Raw genomic sequence first — 15,673 nt, 5'->3', positions numbered from 1 at the left:
GAGAAGTTTCACTGGAAATCTGGGAAATGAGCATGAAAAACACTGCTGTGATCCTTGCACTGACCGCCACTTTCGGCCTCTGCGCCCTGGCCCGCGCAGAAGCGCCAGATCCCGCTACCCTGAAAAGCATGTATGACAGCGGTCGCAACATGTCGGGCCTGATCAAGCATTGCGTCGACAAGGGCTACCTGAAAGCGGACAGCACGGAAAACGCCAACAAGATGGTGGCGTTCGTTGCGAATATGCCGGGCGCGTTCGACAAGGCTGATGGCGACAAGAACGAAAGTCTCGGTCGCAAAGGCGAAGTGTTGGCCGACGGTCAATACAAGAGCCTGCAAGGCAACCTGCCGCCGGATCTGAGCCTCAAGCAATGGTGCGAGCAAGCGGATCAAGGGATGCGTGAGGGGCTCAAGCAAATCGGCTTGTAAACCACATCGAAGAGAACACTTGCCATGAAATCCGAAATACCACCCACCGACGCTTCGGCACTCATCGACGCTCGAATCGCTGAACTGGCCGATTGGCGTGGTGCCATCCTCGGCGAGATTCGCAAAGTCATGCACCAGGCTGATCCCAAGGTGGTGGAGGAGTGGAAGTGGCGCGGTGTTCCGGTGTGGTCACGGGGCGGGATCATTTGTACCGGAGAGACCTACAAGGCGGCAGTCAAAATGACCTTCGCCAAGGGCGCGGCGCTGGCCGATCCGGCGGGGTTGTTCAACGCCAGCCTTGAGGGCAACACCCGCCGGGCGATTGATTTTCATGAGGGTGACACGATCGATGAACAGGCCTTGCAAGCGCTGATTCGCGAGGCGATTGCGCTGAATTTGTCGAAGTGAATCGTGGCGTTTGCCTCGGCTCAGAAATAACTGGCTGTTTTAAAACAAATTTTTTTGCACTCAGGGCTTCCCAGATCAAAAAAAGGTTGGTAAATTGCGGCCCATTCTCGCAGAGCTTGTTACAGAGCTTGAGATACAGGGGCGTCGCCAAGCGGTAAGGCAGCAGGTTTTGATCCTGCCATGCGTTGGTTCGAATCCAGCCGCCCCTGCCATATTCAGAAAAAACGCCAGTCCGAAAGGGCTGGCGTTTTTTTATGCGCGCGATTTGTGGCTGGGGCTGACAGTTGCCTGAGCCGGAGCGGGGGACTGATGTAAACTGCCCGCGCGGAAGTCCCGGCGGGTTATTGGCCGGCGACCCTCAATCTCTCCAGACAAGAGACTTTCATGGCTAATCAAGACCTCAGCTTTACCCCTGATCCGGATGCAGATTCGATTTCCTCCGACGTTGTCGGTTTCAACGGCATTCTGGTTTCGACCCAGATCCCGACCCGCGCCGACGGCAGCCTGGAGCTGGGCGATATCACCCTGCAAAGCGAATGCACCCTGCAGGCGCTGAAAGTGGCGCTGGAGCGGGCCGGCAGTTCGATGGATCGCGTGATGCACCTGACCATCTACCTCACCGACATGGCCGATCGCGCGGCGTTCAACGAAGTCTACAAGCGCTTCTTCGCCAAGCCATGGCCGGTGCGCGCTGCGGTGGGCGTGGCGTCGCTGGCGGTGGAAGGCATGCGCGTGGAAGTCACCGCAATGGCCGCCAAGGCCTGACCGCCCCCTGTAGGAGTGAGCCTGCTCGCGATAGCGGTAAATCAGCCACCATCAACGTTGACTGTGCCACCATCATCGCGAGCAGGCTCACTCCTACAGGAGACTCTCGTGTCGGATTGGAGCGAGGTCATCTGCCACTTGGCAGCACAGGCGTGCCGCTCGGGCGTTTCGCGGCTACAATGCGCGCCTTAACCGTGACAGCCTGACTAAAAAAACTATGTCCTTGCCCAAGCATCATCTGGAATTGCTCAGCCCCGCCCGTGACGTGGCGATTGCCCGCGAGGCGATCCTGCACGGCGCCGACGCCGTGTACATCGGTGGCCCGAGCTTCGGCGCGCGCCACAATGCCTGCAACGAGGTGAGCGAAATTGCCGAGCTGGTGGAGTTTGCCCGCCGTTATCACGCGCGCATTTTCACCACCATCAACACCATCCTGCACGACAACGAACTGGAGCCGGCGCGCAAGCTGATCCACCAGTTGTACGACGCCGGCGTCGACGCGCTGATCGTCCAGGACCTGGGCGTGATGGAACTGGACATTCCGCCGATCGAGCTGCATGCGAGTACCCAGACCGACATCCGCACCCTGGAGCGGGCGAAATTCCTCGATCAGGCCGGTTTCTCGCAACTGGTACTGGCCCGCGAGCTGAACCTGAAAGAAATTCGTGCCATCGCCGACGAAACCGATGCCGCCATCGAATTCTTCATCCACGGCGCGCTGTGCGTGGCGTTCTCCGGGCAGTGCAACATCTCCCACGCGCAGACCGGGCGCAGCGCCAACCGTGGCGACTGCTCCCAGGCCTGCCGTTTGCCGTACACCCTCAAAGACGAAAAGGGTGGGGTGATCGCCTACGAAAAACACCTGCTGTCGATGAAGGACAACAACCAGAGCGCCAACATTCGCGCGCTGGTCGAAGCCGGTGTGCGTTCGTTCAAGATCGAAGGTCGCTACAAGGACATGGGCTATGTGAAGAACATCACCGCCTATTACCGCCAGCGCCTTGACGACGTGCTCGAAGACCGCCCGGACCTGGCTCGCGCTTCCAGCGGCCGCACTGCGCACTTCTTCCTGCCGGACCCGGAAAAGACTTTCCACCGTGGCAGCACCGACTACTTTGTCACCGATCGCAAGATCGACATCGGCGCGTTCGACTCGCCGACCTTCACCGGCCTGCCAGTGGGCACCGTCGAGAAAGTCGGCAAGCGTGACATGCAGGTGGTGACGCAGGAACCGCTTTCCAACGGCGACGGCCTCAACGTGCTGGTCAAGCGTGAAGTCGTCGGTTTCCGGGCCAACATTGCCGAGCCCAAAGGCGAGTTCGAAGAAGACGGCGAGAAGCGCTATCGCTACCGCGTCGAGCCGAACGAAATGCCCGAAGGCCTGTACAAGCTGCGGCCGAATCATCCGCTGAACCGCAACCTCGACCACAACTGGCAACAGGCGCTGCAGAAGACCTCTGCCGAGCGTCGTATCGCATTGAGCTGGGTCGCACGTCTGCGTGAAGAACAGCTGGAAGTGACCGCGACCAGTGAAGAGGGGATCAGCGCCAGTGTGACCCTCAACGGCCCGTTCGGTGTGGCCAACAAGCCGGAGCAGGCGCTGGAGCAATTGCAGGATCTGCTCGGTCAGCTCGGTACCACGCAGTACCACGCCACCGACATCAAGCTCGACGCGCCGCAGGCGTTCTTCATCCCGAACTCGCAGCTCAAGGCCTTGCGCCGTGAAGTGATCGAAGCGCTGACCGCTGCTCGCGTCGCCGCACACCCGCGTGGCGGCCGCAAGGCCGAAACCACGCCGCCGCCGGTGTACCCGGAATCGCACCTGTCGTTCCTGGCCAACGTCTACAACCAGAAGGCACGCGACTTCTATCACCGTCACGGCGTGAAGCTGATCGATGCGGCCTACGAGGCGCACGAAGAGGCCGGTGAAGTGCCGGTGATGATCACCAAGCACTGCCTGCGTTTCTCGTTCAACCTGTGTCCGAAACAGGCCAAAGGCGTAACCGGCGTGCGCACCAAAGTCGCGCCGATGCAGCTGATTCACGGCGACGAAGTGCTGACCCTGAAGTTCGACTGCAAGCCGTGCGAGATGCACATCATCGGCAAGATGAAAGGCCACGTCCTCAACATGCCGCAACCGGGCAGCGTGGTTGGCCACATCAGCCCGGAAGACCTGCTGAAAACCATCCCGCGCGCGCCACACTGAGTGACGGGCGGGCGTGGCGCTACGGTGTCACGCCTGCGCGGGCTCGCGCTCCGCAAGGTCTTCGAGCAGGTCGGCTGACGGCACAAAGAACAACCCCCCGGTGACTGCGGTGCTGAAGTCCAACAAACGGTCGTAGTTGCCGACGGGTTTGCCGACAAACATGTTCTCCAGCATCTGCTCGATCGGTTCCGGCGAGCGCGCGTAACCGATGAAATAGGTGCCGAACTCGCCAACCCCCGGGCGGCCGAACGGCATGTTGTCGCGCAGGATCTTCTGCTCCTGACCGTCCTTGGTGATGGTGGTCAGGGCGCTGTGGGAATTGCTCGGCTTGACCTCTTCACCGAGTTCGATGTCGGCCAGCTTGGTGCGGCCGATCACCTTCTCCTGAGCCTCGACGCTCAACGCATTCCACGCCTCCATCTTGTGCAGGTACTTCTGCACCAGCACATAACTGCCGGATTCGAATGCCGGGTCTTCGTTGCCGATCAGGGTGAAGTGGTCTGCCTTGCGGCCCACCGGGTTCTCGGTGCCATCGACGAAACCGATGATGCTGCGCATGTCGAAGTAGCGGAACCCCTGCACCTCATCCACCACGGTGATCGCGCCATTGAGCGCGCTGCACAACTGGGTTGCCAGTTCGAAACACAGATCCATCTGGTCGGCACGGATGTGCAGCAGGATGTCGCCCGGCGTCGCAACGGCGCGACGGCCCTCGACGCCGAACTCGCGGAACGGATGCAGCGAGGCCGGGCGTGGACTGCCGAACAGGGCGTCCCAGGCGCTGGCGCTGAAACCGCAGACACATGACAAGTTGCCGTTGGGCACACGTTTGCCGACCGAACGGGTGAGGGCGGCGATGTCGCCGCACCAGCCGCGCACCTGACTGGCGGCGTCGCTGCCGGGCAGCAGCGTGGCGACGATGAAGATCGCGCTGCTGGTGATCGGGTTGCAGATCGCTTGCGGCTCGGGGGTATCCATTGATGAGGTCATAGTCGGTTCCATATGCGCGGGGCCAAGTTCGGCGCTCAGTATGAAACCAAAAACGTTTCATCGGTATCTCAGAAGCGACCCAGTCGATAGGCATCCATCGTCGGCACGCCGGAATGGGTCGAGGGAGACGCCAACTGAGCAATCATCTCGGCAGTCACCGCCGCCTGCGTCAGCCCCAAATGCTGATGCCCGAACGCGAGCAGCACCTTGCCGTCGCAGACCTTGTCGATGATCGGCAGCGAGTCCGGCAGCGACGGACGAAAGCCCATCCACGGCATTGCGTCTTCAGCGTTCAAATCACGGCGGAACAAACCTTTGCTCAAGCGATGCAATTGCCAGGCGCGCTCCATAAACGGCGGGCGCTGCAGGCCGGCGAACTCCACCGTACCGGCCAGGCGCAGGCCGCCGGTCATTGGTGTCATGATGAACTTGCGCTCCAGCGACGTGACGGCGAACGGCAGTCGCTCGTGCTCGTGGGGCAACATCAGGTGATAGCCGCGCTCGGTGTCCAGCGGCACGCGTTTACCGGTCAGCGCAGTGGTGAGCTTCGCCGAATGCGCGCCACAGGCGATCAGCACCTGCCGCGCGGTGAAACGCCCCTGATCGGTGATCAGCGACACGCCATGCGCCTGCAACTGGCCGCCCTGAACTTCCTGCTGGAAAAACTGCACGCCGGCCGTTTTGGCCGCGCTCGCCAATTCGCACACCACCTGATACGGGTCGAGAAAATGCCCGGTGCGCGGGTAGAACAATCCGCCCTGAATCTGTTCGCTGAGCTGCGGCGCGGTGTCCCGCACGGCGCTGGCCGACCAGAAGTCCACGGGCACCTGTTGCTGACGCATGCGAGTCTGCAAGGCGTCGATCGCTTGCCGCGACTCGGCGCGCTCGAACACCAGCAGCGAGCCGTCCTCCTTGAGCAGGTCGGGGCGAGCGATGCTGTGCAGCAGGCGCTTCCAGGCGTCGAGGCTGCTTTCGTTGAGCGCGCGCAAACCGGCCACGGTGCGCTGAAACGGAGCTGGGCGCAGGTTCAGCAGCAGGCGGCTGAACCACGGCACGGCGCACGGCAGGTACTTCCAGTCCAGGCGCAGCGGCCCCATCGGGTCCATCAGCATCGCTGGCAGACGCTTGAGGATCGACGCATCGGCAATCGGAAACACCTGCTCGGTGGCCAGATGCCCGGCGTTGCCGAACGAGGCGCCATGACCGGGCGGCTGCTTGTCGATGACCACCACCCGTTTACCCTGACGTGCCAGTTGCAGGGCGCAGGCGACACCGATGATGCCGGCGCCGATCACCGCGATATCGGCGTTGTCCGCTGTGAGGTTGTCGGGCATGTTCAGGCTTCCCTCTGACCGTCGAGCAAGCGCCGTAATTGCAGCGGATTCGTCTGTTTCAGCGGCTGCGGCAGCAGGCTGTCGGGGAAATCCTGATAACACACCGGACGCAGGAAACGCAGGATCGCCGCCGTGCCGACCGAGGTGCTGCGCGAATCCGACGTGGCCGGGAACGGCCCGCCATGCACCATCGCGTCACACACTTCGACCCCGGTCGGCCAGCCGTTGACCAGCAGACGTCCGGCCTTGCGCTCCAGTGTCGGCAACAAGGCCCGAGCTTGATCCAGATCGGCGTCATCCAGGTGCAGGGTGGCGGTCAACTGGCCTTCGAGGTGTTCGCAGATCTGACGGATTTCATCGTCGTTGGCGCACTGTACGAACAGTGATGCGGCACCAAAGATTTCACCTTGCAGGCGTGCGTCGGCGAGGAAGTCCTGCGCCTGAGTCATGAACAATTGCGTCTGGCACTGGTTCGGGCCTTCAGCCGCTAGACCGCTCGCCACGTGTTGCGCCTGCGGATGTTCGGCCAACGCGGCGACGGCGTTTGCATAGGCGCGGAAAATCCCCGGCGTGAGCATGGTCTGCGCCGGGCTGCGCTGGACCCCTTCGGCGGCGGTGGCGATGAAACTGTCCAGCGCCGGCCCTTGGTGAGCGATGACCAGCCCGGGATTGGTACAGAACTGCCCGGCACCCTGAGTCAGCGAGGCGACAAAACCCTGCGCCAACGCCTCACCGCGAGCAGCAAGCGCTGCGGGAAACAGCAGCACCGGATTGATCGAGCTCATTTCCGCGTATACCGGAATCGGCTCGGGACGTGCCTGCGCCGCTCGGCTCAGGGCGAGGCCGCCGCTGCGCGAGCCGGTGAAGCCCACGGCCTTGATGCGCCAATCACTGACCAACGCAATGCCGACTTCGTTGCCGGAACCGAACAGCAGCGAAAACACGCCTTCAGGCAAACCGCATTTTTTCACCGCGCGAGCCAGCGCTTGGCCGACCAGTTCACTGGTGCCGGGATGCGCGCTGTGCGCCTTGACGATCACCGGGCAACCGGCGGCCAATGCCGAAGCGGTGTCGCCGCCGGCCACCGAGAACGCCAGCGGAAAGTTGCTGGCGCCGAACACGGCCACTGGCCCCAGCGCGATCTGCCGTTGGCGCAAATCAGAACGTGGCAGCGGCTGGCGCTGTGGTTGTGATTGATCGACGCGAACGTCCAGCCATTCGCCAGCACGCACTGTGCGGGCAAAGGTGCGCAATTGCCCGCAAGTGCGTCCGCGTTCGCCCTGGATACGGGCGCGTGGCAGGCCGGTTTCGGCCACGGCACGGTCGATCAGCGCATCGCCAAGGGCTTCGATCTCATTGGCGATGGTTTCGAGAAATTCGGCGCGAGCGTTGAGGGACGTCTCGCGATAACGATCAAAGGCTTGCCACGCCAGTATGCAGGCCTGTTCGACATGCTCGCTGCTGCCACCGGCATAGGCGGGTTCCAGCACTGCGTCGGTGGCGGGATTGATCGCGCGGATCGCTTCACGGCTGCCGGCAATGGCTTGGCCGCCGATCAACATGTGGCCTGTCAGAGTCATGACGCTTCCTTGAAAAAACAGGTGAAGCCCCGGCATCACGCTGGGGCAGGGGCTGCGATCAGGCGAGGTTCTGTTCGGCAGACCAGTTTTTGTACCACTGGCGGAACAGCGCGTACTGGGTCTCGGCGTAACGCCGCTGGGCATCGCTCAAGGCGTCGGTTTCGTTGAAGTGCAGGGCGTATTCGCGGTCGCCGTTGAGCACCATCAGGTGCTTGTAATACAGCACCAGATCGCAGCCTTCGTCGAACGACGACAGCACTGCCAGCGCCGCTTCCAGTTCGCGCGCCAGACGTCGGGCCTTGGCATCGCCCTTGGCCGCTTGCTTGCTCAGCGCCACCAGTTGCAGCACTTCGCGGGGCAGGGCGTTGCCGATACCGGTGATCGCGCCGGTGGCGTTGCAGTTGACGAAACCGTGCACCACTTGGGTATCGACACCGACCATCAGGGTCACGGCATCGTCCTGCGAGGTGATGTTTTCGGCGGCGTAGCGCAAGTCGGCGCCACCACCGAATTCCTTGAAGCCGATCAGGTTCGGGTGTTCACGGCGCAGTTCGAAGAACAGGTCGGCGCGGGTGGCGAAGCCGTAGTAGGGGCTGTTGTAGATCACCGCCGGCAGGTTCGGCGCAGCGTTGAGGATCGCGGCGAAGTGAGCTTTTTGTGCGGTGGCTGAGGCACCACGGGACAAGACACGTGGAATCACCATCAGGCCATGGGCGCCAACTTTCGCCGCATGTGCAGCGTGGGACACCGCTTCACGGCTGTTGACCGCGCCAGTGCCGACGATGGTCGGAACCCCGGCGGCCACCAGACGCGCTACGCCTTCCTGACGCTCGGCCTCGGTCAGCAGCGGCCAGTCGCCCATCGAACCGCAGTAAACCACCGCGCTCATGCCGATATCGATCAGCTCGCGACCCTTGGCCACCAGGGCGTCGAAGTCGGGTTTACGCGCGGCGGTGCACGGAGTCATCAGCGCGGGAATGCAGCCAGTGAAGATGTTATCGCTCATTGTTGTAGCTCCTCGGGACATTCATTCAGGTCGAAAAAAACGGGGCGGGTCAGATGCCCCAGGCGAAAGGGTCCTGCTCGTCGATCAGCAGGGTGGCGTCGGCGGTCATGTAGGCGCGGCCGGTAATGAAAGGGCGCACGCGTTCGCCATGCCATTCGAAGCGGCCTTCGAACTGGCTGCCGGTGATGCTCGCTTGCGTCCAGACCTGGCCTTCGGCGAGTTTGCCGTCAGCGGCCAGGCAGGCGAGTTTGGCGCTGGTGCCGGTGCCGCAGGGCGAGCGGTCGTAGGCCTTGCCCGGGCACATGACGAAGTTGCGGCTGTCGGCGTGGGCGTCGTCGGCAAACAGTTCGACGTGATCGATCAGTGCGCCGTCCTCGCCGTGAACGCCTTGGGCCTCAAGGGCCTTGAGCATCGCCCAGGTGTAATCGGTGAGGCCTTCGACGTTGCTCATCTGCAGGTCCTGGCCGTGTTCGGAAACCAGGAAAAACCAGTTGCCGCCCCAGGCAATGTCGCCGAACACGCGACCGTAGCCGGGCACATCGACCGGCACCTGTTTGCGGTAGCGCCAGGCCGGGACGTTGCCCAGAGTTACCGCGCCGTCCTCGTGCAGGGTGGCGCTGACCGGGCCGACCGGGGTGTCGATCTGGTGCACGCCCGGTTCGATCTGCCCCAGGTAATGCAGCGAGTTGACCAGGCCGATGGTGCCGTGGCCGCACATGCCGAGGTAACCGGCGTTGTTGAAGAAAATCACCCCGCAGGTGGCATCCGGCGAGACCGGCGCGCAGTACAGCGCACCGACCAGCACGTCGTTGCCACGTGGTTCGAGCAGGCAGGCGCGGCGCCATTGATCGTGGCCTTCGCGCAAGGCATCGCGCTTCTCGGCCATGCTGTTGCCGGGCAGCTCGGGGAAGCCCTTCATCACCAGGCGCGTGGGTTCGCCGCCGGTATGGGAATCGATGATGTGCAGTCGTTTCATGGTTCGTCCCTTGAGTGAAGGTCAGGCGTGAGCAGGGCGCTGGCCCGTTGCCGAATGGGTGGAGGATTCAGCGGCTTCGCTTTCGTCGTCCTCGGTTTCCAGACGAATCAGGCGTGCCGGTACGCCGGTGGCGGCGCCCCAGTAGTAGATGCCCAGCGCGCAGACCGCGACGATCACCGTGTCGAACGGATGACTGAGCACGCCGATGCCGCCGAAACTGCCGAGCTTGGAGAGGACGATGGTCACGGCGTAGAAGCCGATCAGCCACGCCGACGAGCGCACTTGCTGGCCCAGATTCAGGTGCGCGGTCGGCACCATGCGCCCGCACAGCAGGTAGATGACAAACATCAGGATTTGCAGGCCGAGCAACCACGACACGGTGCCCCAGCCCGACCAGTAGACAATCAGCGCGGCGATGATGAACGACAGCGGCCCAAGCACGCTCATGCCCTTGACCCGGAACGGACGCGGCATGTCCGGCGCGTTACGGCGCAGTGCGGCCACCGTCACCGGCGCCACCGCATAGCTCAATACCAGCGCGGCGGAGACCACGTTGATCAGAGCTTCCCACGACGGGAACGGCAGGGTCCAGAACACCGACAGGCCAAAGGTCAGCCACAGCGCCGGGCGCGGGATGCCGGATTTTTCGTCGATGCGGGTGAAAATCTTGAAGAACGTCCCGGTCTGCGCCCAGCCGTAGATCACCCGTGGCGTGGCGTTCATGTAGATGTTGCCGCAGCCGCTGGGCGAGATCACCGCATCGGCCACCACCAGATACGCCAGCCAGCCGACGCCCAGTGCCAGGGCGATGTCGCGATACGGCAGGGCCAGTTCCTTGGCGACGCCGGCCCAGCCATTGGCGAGCATTTCGGTCGGGATGCCGCCGAGGAAAGCGGTTTGCAGCAACACGTAAATCGCGGTGGACAGCAGCACCGACAGGATCAGCGCGATCGGGATTGTGCGTTGCGGGTTCTTCACTTCACTGGCCACGGAAATGATCGGCGTCAGGCCCAGATAAGCAAAGATCACCCCACCCGCCGAGACCGCCATCTCAATGCCGGACAGACCGAACGGCGCAAAGCCATGCACTTCGAAATTGGCCGGTTTGAAGAAGGTGAACAGCACGCCGATCACCAGCAGCGGCACGATGAACTTGAACACGCTGACCAGATTGTTGGCCATGGCGAAGGTCTTCACGCTGCGGTAATTGAGCAGGAAAAACAGGCACAACAGCCCGAACTGCACGAACCACCCGAGCACGGTCGGGTCGCTGGAACCGGCCTTGGTCAATTCGGGAAACCACGCCGCCGCATATTGCCGCGAGGCAACCACTTCGATCGCCACCAGACTGGAAAACGCGATCAGCGTGATGAAGCCCATCAGGTAGCCAAGCAGCGGGCCGTGGGAGTAAACCGGGTAGCGCACCACACCGCCGGCACGGGGCAGTGCGGCGCCCAGTTCGCAGTAGACGATGCCCAGCAGCAACACGGCGAAACCACCGAGCAGCCAGGAAAAGATCCCCGCCGGGCCGGCGATGGCCGACACGTGACTGGCGGCGAACAACCACCCCGAACCGAAGATCGCCCCCAGCCCGATGAACGTGAGGTCTATCAATGAAAGTTGTTTCTTGAACTTGCCTTGGCCTGTCATAGCGTCGCCTTCTTGTTGGTTGTTGGAGGGGCGTGCAGTGGCGCTACAGTGAACTCATCGGGCGATGGGCGATTGATGTTTTTTGCCGGTGACGATGACGAAATCAGCACAATGGCCAACGGCAAAGGCCCGGCTCGACAGGCTGTCGGCCATGGGGCAATCTGCGTGCAAGTGATAAAACCGAGTGGGGAGTGAGAGGCATGCCGCAGAACGCGTTTGCGATCCTGAGCCAGCACAACGAAGCGAGCCGACCGCAATGCCTCGACGATCTGCTCGCCAGCATGGCGCTGCTGTTGCCGATGCTCGACGTGATTCCCAACGCGGCGATCTTCATCAAGGATCTGCAGGCGCGCTACGTAATGGCCAACCAGACGCTGGTGCAGCGCTGCGGTTTGAAAGACCTGCGACCGTTACTGGGCAAGACCAGCGCCGAAGTGTTTCCGGCGCAATTGGGCCCGGGCTACACCGAGCAGGATCGGCGCGTACTGGAAGAGGGATTTGTGCTGGAGGATCAGCTGGAGCTGCATCTGTACGGCAGCCGCGAACCGGGCTGGTGCCTGACCCACAAGCGTCCGTTGTACGACCGCAACAATCGGATCATTGGCCTGGCGGGAATTTCCGTCGACTTGCAGACCGCCAGCGAAACCCATCCGGCGTATCAGCGACTGGCGGCGGTGGATGAATACATCCGGGCGAACTTCAATCAGCGCGTCAGCCTGAGCGAACTGACGCGCATCGCCGGGATTTCCGTGGCGCAACTGGAGCGTTACTGCAAGCGAGTGTTCCACCTGACGCCGCGGCAGATGATCCAGAAGGTGCGTCTTGAGCACGCGCATCGGCTGTTGCACGGCGACCTGCCGATCACCGAAGTGGCGCTGCAGTGCGGTTATACCGACCACAGCGCGTTCACCCGGCAGTTCAAGGCTTCCACCGGATTCACCCCGCGCCAGTACCGGTTGGCGACGGCGCAGTGAGGCTTGCCCGTCAGGCCTTGACCCAGCGCTGCCGGCTCCACGCACTCAGCGAATCCACGCCCAGCACCAGAATCAGCATCGCCAGAATCACCGTGCTCGCCTGCGCTTCCTGAAACAGGCTGAGGCTGACATACAGCATCTGCCCCAAACCCCCGGCACCGACAAAGCCCAGCACGCTGGCCATGCGAATGTTGTTTTCCCAGCGATACAGGCAATACGCGAGCAATTGCGGAGCGAGGTTGGGCAGGGTGCCGTAGCAGAACGCGAGCACCGGGTTGCCGCCCTGCAAGCGGATCGCTTCGGCTGGTTCCGGCGGGGTGTTTTCCAGCGCTTCGGCGAACAACCGGCCGAGCACGCCGGTGGTGTGCAGGGCCAGCGCCAGGGTGCCGGCGTTCGGGCCGAGGCCGGCGGCGAGCACCATCAGTGCCGCCCACACCAGTTCCGGAATCGCTCGCAGGCCGTTGAGCAGCAGGCGCGAAGCGCTTTGCAGCGGCCAGCCGAAGCGTCCGGCGGCGGGCAGCGCGAGGAGGATGCCGAACACCGCCGCGAGCAGGGTGCCGAGGGCCGACATGGAGAGGGTTTCCAGCGAACCCTTGAGGATCGCCCGCAAGTGCGTGGCGCTCAGGTCCGGGCTGAGAAAGCGTTGCGCATACGCGCCCATCTGCTTGAGGCTGGTGGCGCTGCCGAGTTCACCGAGATCGAGTTCGAGGTAACCGAACGAGGCGATAACCGCGACGCCAATGCCGACGATCAGCAACAGATTGATCAGGCGATTCATGTCAGCCTCCAGCGCAGCAGGCGGCTGAGTTGGTCGGCACCGAGCACCAGAATCAGGAAGGTCAGCAACATGCTCGCCACTTCACCGCTGGCGAACATGCGCAATGAAAGGTCGATCTGTTGGCCGAGGCCACCGGCGCCGACAAACCCCATCACCACTGACGCACGAATCGCGCACTCCCAGCGATACACCGTGTACGACAGCAGCTCCGCCGCGACATTCGGCAGAATCCCATAGGCAAAACCCGCGAGCCGTCCGCTGCCGGCCTGCATCAAGGCATGTGCCGGACGCTGGTCGGTGGACTCGAAAATCTCCGCGTAGACCTTGCCGAGCATGCCGCTGTAGGTGATCGCGATCGCCAGCACACCGGCCGCCGGGCCGAGGCCAACGGCACGCACAAACAGCAGCGCCCAGACAATCTCGGGCACGCTGCGCAAGAAGATCAGCAGGCCGCGTACTGGCCAGCGCAACAAGCGCCCGAGCCGACTGGGAATGCCGCTCCGGGACGCCGCCGACAACGACAGCGCGCGGCTGGCAATCAGGCTCGCCGGTACCGCCAGCAGCAGCGCCAGAGCCATACCGGCGGTGGCGATGGCCAGGGTTTGCAGGGTCGCCTTGAGCAGCAACTGGAGAAAGTCGTGGTCATGCGCCGGTGGCCAGAACCCGGAGATGAAACGGCCCATTTCGGTCTGGCTGTCGCTGTGCAGCAGCACGCCAAGGTCCAGTTCGCTGAGCTGGATGCCCGGCCACAGCAGGGCAATCGCCAGCAGGGTCAGCAGTAATCGCGGCGCGGCAGCAGGGTCGCGTGAATCGGCCCTCAGCATCTCGGGATCTGCACAATCAGCGGCGCACTGGGCGTCGTCGGGCTTTGCAATTGCTCGTTGGCGTACAGCGTGTCGAGCATCTCGCGGCTGACCTGTTCGGCCGGGCTGTCAAACAGGATCTGGCCGTCGCGCAAACCGATGATGCGCGGAAAGTGCGCCAGCGCCAGTTCCACCGCGTGCAGGCTCGCTACCAGCGTGACGTTATGTGCCCGGGCATGCTGCGAGAGGATCGACAGGGTGTGCCCGGCGAGTACCGGGTCCATCGCCGACACCGGTTCGTCCGCCAGCAGAACCTCCGGCGCCTGATACAGCACCCGGGCAATGCCCACGCGCTGCAATTGGCCGCCGGACAATTGCTGGCAGTAAGCGAAGAGTTTGTCACCCAGATCCAGGCGGCCGAGGGCCGCACGGGCGCCGGGGATGTCCGTGGGATGCAGCAGATTGAGCAGGCTCTTGCCCAGACTCCATTGGCCGAGTTTACCGGCCAGCACCGCCGTTACCACGCGCTGGCGCGGCGGCAGAGGTGGGGCTTGATGCACCAGGCCGATGCGCGCACGCAGGCGTTGCCGTTGACGAGTGGAGAGGTGCCAGGGACGTTCGCCCAGCACCTCGATTTCACCGCTGCTGGGGCGCAACGCGGTGGCCAGCAGGTTCAACAGACTCGACTTGCCGGCCCCGGAAGGACCGATGATCGCAACCTGCTCACCGGCGCCAATCTGCAGGTCGATGCCACGCAGCGCATCGACCCCGTTGGCGTGGTGCAGAGTGCCTTGTTTGAGGCTCAGGGTCATTTCAACAGATCGGCGGCGCGAGCAGCTTCCTCGATGCCCTTGTAGTTTTCAGGCTTGGTGTCGATGAAGCGGCTGGCCGCCTGCAGATCAAGAATCTTCTTCTGCTCAGGATTGGCCGGGTCGAGGTCGAGGAAGGCTTTCTTGATCTTCGCCGCCAGCGCCGGGTCGAGGGTGCCGCGCACGGTCCAGTTGTAATCGAAGTAGGCCGGAGTGGTGGCGAACACGTGGACCTTGCTGGTGTCGACCTTGCCTGCGTCCACCAGTTTCTGCCAGACGCTGGCGTTCAGCACTCCGGCATCGACCTTGCCGGCCTGGACCCAGGCGACGGTGGCGTCGTGGGCACCTGAGTAGGCGACGCGGCTGAAATAGGCTTCCGGCTTGATGTTGTCGTTCTTCAGCATGAAGTAACGCGGCATCAGGCTGCCGGACGTCGACGACACCGAGCCGAAAGCAAAGGTCTTGCCCTTGAGGTCGGCCAGGCTCTTGACGTTCGGGTCGGCGGTAATGAATTTGCTGGTGAACTGCGCATCCTGCTCGCGCTGCACCAGCGGGACCACCGGGGTGGTGGCGTCGGTCTTCAGGCGTGCCTGAACAAAAGTGAAACCGCCCAGCCAGGCCATGTCGAGGCGGTCGGTCGCCAGCGCTTCGACCACGGCCGGATAGTCGGCCACGGGAACGAACTGCACTTTCATGCCCAACTGCTGCTCCAGGTACGCACCGAGCGGCTCGAACTTGCGCAGCAATTCGGTCGGGGCTTCATCGGGAATCGCGCTGACCCGCAACACATCGGCGGCATGCGCCACCAGAGCAGAAAAAGACAGGGCCAGACCAGCAGTCAGTGCCAGGGTTCGTTTGAGCATGGAAATCTCCGTTTCATGAGCGTCGCATTCTAAGCGCCGCCGGGCGCGGTGTCGCGCGCGGGCGCTCAATCAGGTTAGACGAAACGGCGAGGTTATACGCAGC

General features: G+C 63.0%; 15 protein-coding genes and 1 tRNA gene. 6 read left to right on the top strand and 10 right to left on the bottom strand.

Annotation, left to right across the window (positions count from 1 at the left end; genetic code table 11):
* The first annotated feature begins 32 nt into the window (after positions 1-32).
* The 5 genes from HDC30_RS23805 to HDC30_RS23785 all read left to right on the top strand — a co-directional run bounded on the left by HDC30_RS23805 (position 33) and on the right by HDC30_RS23785 (position 3,807).
* Positions 33-428, top strand: a complete 396-nt coding sequence (locus HDC30_RS23805) for a hypothetical protein (protein ID WP_027613812.1) — start codon at positions 33-35, stop codon at positions 426-428.
* 24 nt (positions 429-452) lie between these two features.
* Positions 453-836 carry a DUF1801 domain-containing protein gene (locus HDC30_RS23800; RefSeq protein WP_183785327.1) on the top strand — a complete coding sequence of 128 codons (384 nt, stop codon included), beginning with the start codon at positions 453-455 and terminating at the stop codon, positions 834-836.
* A gap of 137 nt (positions 837-973) precedes the next feature.
* Positions 974-1,048 (top strand) — tRNA-Gln (locus HDC30_RS23795).
* 172 nt (positions 1,049-1,220) lie between these two features.
* Positions 1,221-1,601 (top strand): RidA family protein, encoded by a 381-nt coding sequence (locus HDC30_RS23790; RefSeq protein WP_003224376.1) that lies wholly within the window; start codon positions 1,221-1,223, stop codon positions 1,599-1,601.
* A 217-nt stretch (positions 1,602-1,818) separates the two neighbouring features.
* The gene (locus HDC30_RS23785; RefSeq protein WP_183785325.1) at positions 1,819-3,807 is read left to right on the top strand and encodes a U32 family peptidase; all 1,989 of its coding nucleotides are present in this window, start codon (positions 1,819-1,821) and stop codon (positions 3,805-3,807) included.
* Positions 3,808-3,834: 27 nt separating this feature from the next.
* Here HDC30_RS23785 and HDC30_RS23780 read toward each other — a convergent pair whose 3' ends face one another.
* The 6 genes from HDC30_RS23780 to HDC30_RS23755 form a co-directional block, all read right to left on the bottom strand.
* On the bottom strand, positions 3,835-4,797 hold the full coding sequence (locus HDC30_RS23780; RefSeq protein WP_183785323.1) for a Dyp-type peroxidase: 963 nt from the start codon (positions 4,795-4,797) through the stop codon (positions 3,835-3,837).
* Between the two features lie 68 nt (positions 4,798-4,865).
* Positions 4,866-6,131, bottom strand: coding sequence for an FAD-binding oxidoreductase (locus tag HDC30_RS23775; protein WP_183785322.1), 1,266 nt, complete (start codon positions 6,129-6,131; stop codon positions 4,866-4,868).
* A gap of 2 nt (positions 6,132-6,133) precedes the next feature.
* Positions 6,134-7,711 carry an aldehyde dehydrogenase (NADP(+)) gene (locus HDC30_RS23770; protein WP_183785320.1) on the bottom strand — a complete coding sequence of 526 codons (1,578 nt, stop codon included), beginning with the start codon at positions 7,709-7,711 and terminating at the stop codon, positions 6,134-6,136.
* A 58-nt stretch (positions 7,712-7,769) separates the two neighbouring features.
* Positions 7,770-8,717, bottom strand: coding sequence for a dihydrodipicolinate synthase family protein (locus HDC30_RS23765; RefSeq protein ID WP_027613817.1), 948 nt, complete (start codon positions 8,715-8,717; stop codon positions 7,770-7,772).
* A gap of 49 nt (positions 8,718-8,766) precedes the next feature.
* Positions 8,767-9,693 carry a 4-hydroxyproline epimerase gene (locus tag HDC30_RS23760; RefSeq protein ID WP_115990002.1) on the bottom strand — a complete coding sequence of 309 codons (927 nt, stop codon included), beginning with the start codon at positions 9,691-9,693 and terminating at the stop codon, positions 8,767-8,769.
* A gap of 21 nt (positions 9,694-9,714) precedes the next feature.
* A complete protein-coding gene (locus HDC30_RS23755; RefSeq protein WP_115990001.1) occupies positions 9,715-11,343 on the bottom strand; it encodes an APC family permease in 1,629 nt (542 codons plus the stop codon).
* A gap of 200 nt (positions 11,344-11,543) precedes the next feature.
* On the opposite strand from HDC30_RS23755, the gene HDC30_RS23750 reads away from it, so the two are divergent.
* On the top strand, positions 11,544-12,317 hold the full coding sequence (locus tag HDC30_RS23750) for an AraC family transcriptional regulator (protein ID WP_183785318.1): 774 nt from the start codon (positions 11,544-11,546) through the stop codon (positions 12,315-12,317).
* A 10-nt stretch (positions 12,318-12,327) separates the two neighbouring features.
* Here the strand turns inward: HDC30_RS23750 and phnE are convergent, their stop codons facing one another.
* Genes phnE through HDC30_RS23730 form a run of 4 tightly spaced genes read right to left on the bottom strand, consistent with a single transcriptional unit; the run spans position 12,328 to position 15,570 of the window.
* Complete coding sequence (gene phnE / locus HDC30_RS23745; protein ID WP_183785316.1) at positions 12,328-13,095, bottom strand: phosphonate ABC transporter, permease protein PhnE; 768 nt, start codon at positions 13,093-13,095, stop codon at positions 12,328-12,330.
* Positions 13,092-13,919 (bottom strand): ABC transporter permease, encoded by an 828-nt coding sequence (locus HDC30_RS23740; RefSeq protein WP_183785314.1) that lies wholly within the window; start codon positions 13,917-13,919, stop codon positions 13,092-13,094. Before HDC30_RS23740 ends, phnE begins: the two co-directional genes overlap by 4 nt.
* On the bottom strand, positions 13,913-14,710 hold the full coding sequence (locus tag HDC30_RS23735) for a phosphonate ABC transporter ATP-binding protein (RefSeq protein ID WP_183785312.1): 798 nt from the start codon (positions 14,708-14,710) through the stop codon (positions 13,913-13,915). Before HDC30_RS23735 ends, HDC30_RS23740 begins: the two co-directional genes overlap by 7 nt.
* On the bottom strand, positions 14,707-15,570 hold the full coding sequence (locus HDC30_RS23730) for a putative selenate ABC transporter substrate-binding protein (protein WP_027613823.1): 864 nt from the start codon (positions 15,568-15,570) through the stop codon (positions 14,707-14,709). The genes HDC30_RS23735 and HDC30_RS23730 overlap by 4 nt, the downstream gene beginning before the upstream one ends.
* Positions 15,571-15,673: the final 103 nt, after the last annotated feature.

The organism is Pseudomonas sp. JAI115, assembly GCF_014200835.1.
In the GTDB taxonomy this organism is placed as follows: Bacteria; Pseudomonadota; Gammaproteobacteria; order Pseudomonadales; family Pseudomonadaceae; genus Aquipseudomonas; species Aquipseudomonas putida_A.
Note: the sequence above shows the minus strand (reverse complement) of the source record. Positions and strands in the feature narration are given on the sequence as shown.

Bases quoted from the DNA above. Each gene is read 5' to 3' on its own strand.
- HDC30_RS23805 (WP_027613812.1), top strand. From the start codon at position 33: ATGAAAAACACTGCTGTGATCCTTGCACTGACCGCCACTTTCGGCCTC.
- HDC30_RS23800 (WP_183785327.1), top strand. From the start codon at position 453: ATGAAATCCGAAATACCACCCACCGACGCTTCGGCACTCATCGACGCT.
- HDC30_RS23790 (WP_003224376.1), top strand. From the start codon at position 1,221: ATGGCTAATCAAGACCTCAGCTTTACCCCTGATCCGGATGCAGATTCG.
- HDC30_RS23785 (WP_183785325.1), top strand. From the start codon at position 1,819: ATGTCCTTGCCCAAGCATCATCTGGAATTGCTCAGCCCCGCCCGTGAC.
- HDC30_RS23780 (WP_183785323.1), bottom strand. From the start codon at position 4,797: ATGACCTCATCAATGGATACCCCCGAGCCGCAAGCGATCTGCAACCCG.
- HDC30_RS23775 (WP_183785322.1), bottom strand. From the start codon at position 6,131: ATGCCCGACAACCTCACAGCGGACAACGCCGATATCGCGGTGATCGGC.
- HDC30_RS23770 (WP_183785320.1), bottom strand. From the start codon at position 7,711: ATGACTCTGACAGGCCACATGTTGATCGGCGGCCAAGCCATTGCCGGC.
- HDC30_RS23765 (WP_027613817.1), bottom strand. From the start codon at position 8,717: ATGAGCGATAACATCTTCACTGGCTGCATTCCCGCGCTGATGACTCCG.
- HDC30_RS23760 (WP_115990002.1), bottom strand. From the start codon at position 9,693: ATGAAACGACTGCACATCATCGATTCCCATACCGGCGGCGAACCCACG.
- HDC30_RS23755 (WP_115990001.1), bottom strand. From the start codon at position 11,343: ATGACAGGCCAAGGCAAGTTCAAGAAACAACTTTCATTGATAGACCTC.
- HDC30_RS23750 (WP_183785318.1), top strand. From the start codon at position 11,544: ATGCCGCAGAACGCGTTTGCGATCCTGAGCCAGCACAACGAAGCGAGC.
- phnE (WP_183785316.1), bottom strand. From the start codon at position 13,095: ATGAATCGCCTGATCAATCTGTTGCTGATCGTCGGCATTGGCGTCGCG.
- HDC30_RS23740 (WP_183785314.1), bottom strand. From the start codon at position 13,919: ATGCTGAGGGCCGATTCACGCGACCCTGCTGCCGCGCCGCGATTACTG.
- HDC30_RS23735 (WP_183785312.1), bottom strand. From the start codon at position 14,710: ATGACCCTGAGCCTCAAACAAGGCACTCTGCACCACGCCAACGGGGTC.
- HDC30_RS23730 (WP_027613823.1), bottom strand. From the start codon at position 15,570: ATGCTCAAACGAACCCTGGCACTGACTGCTGGTCTGGCCCTGTCTTTT.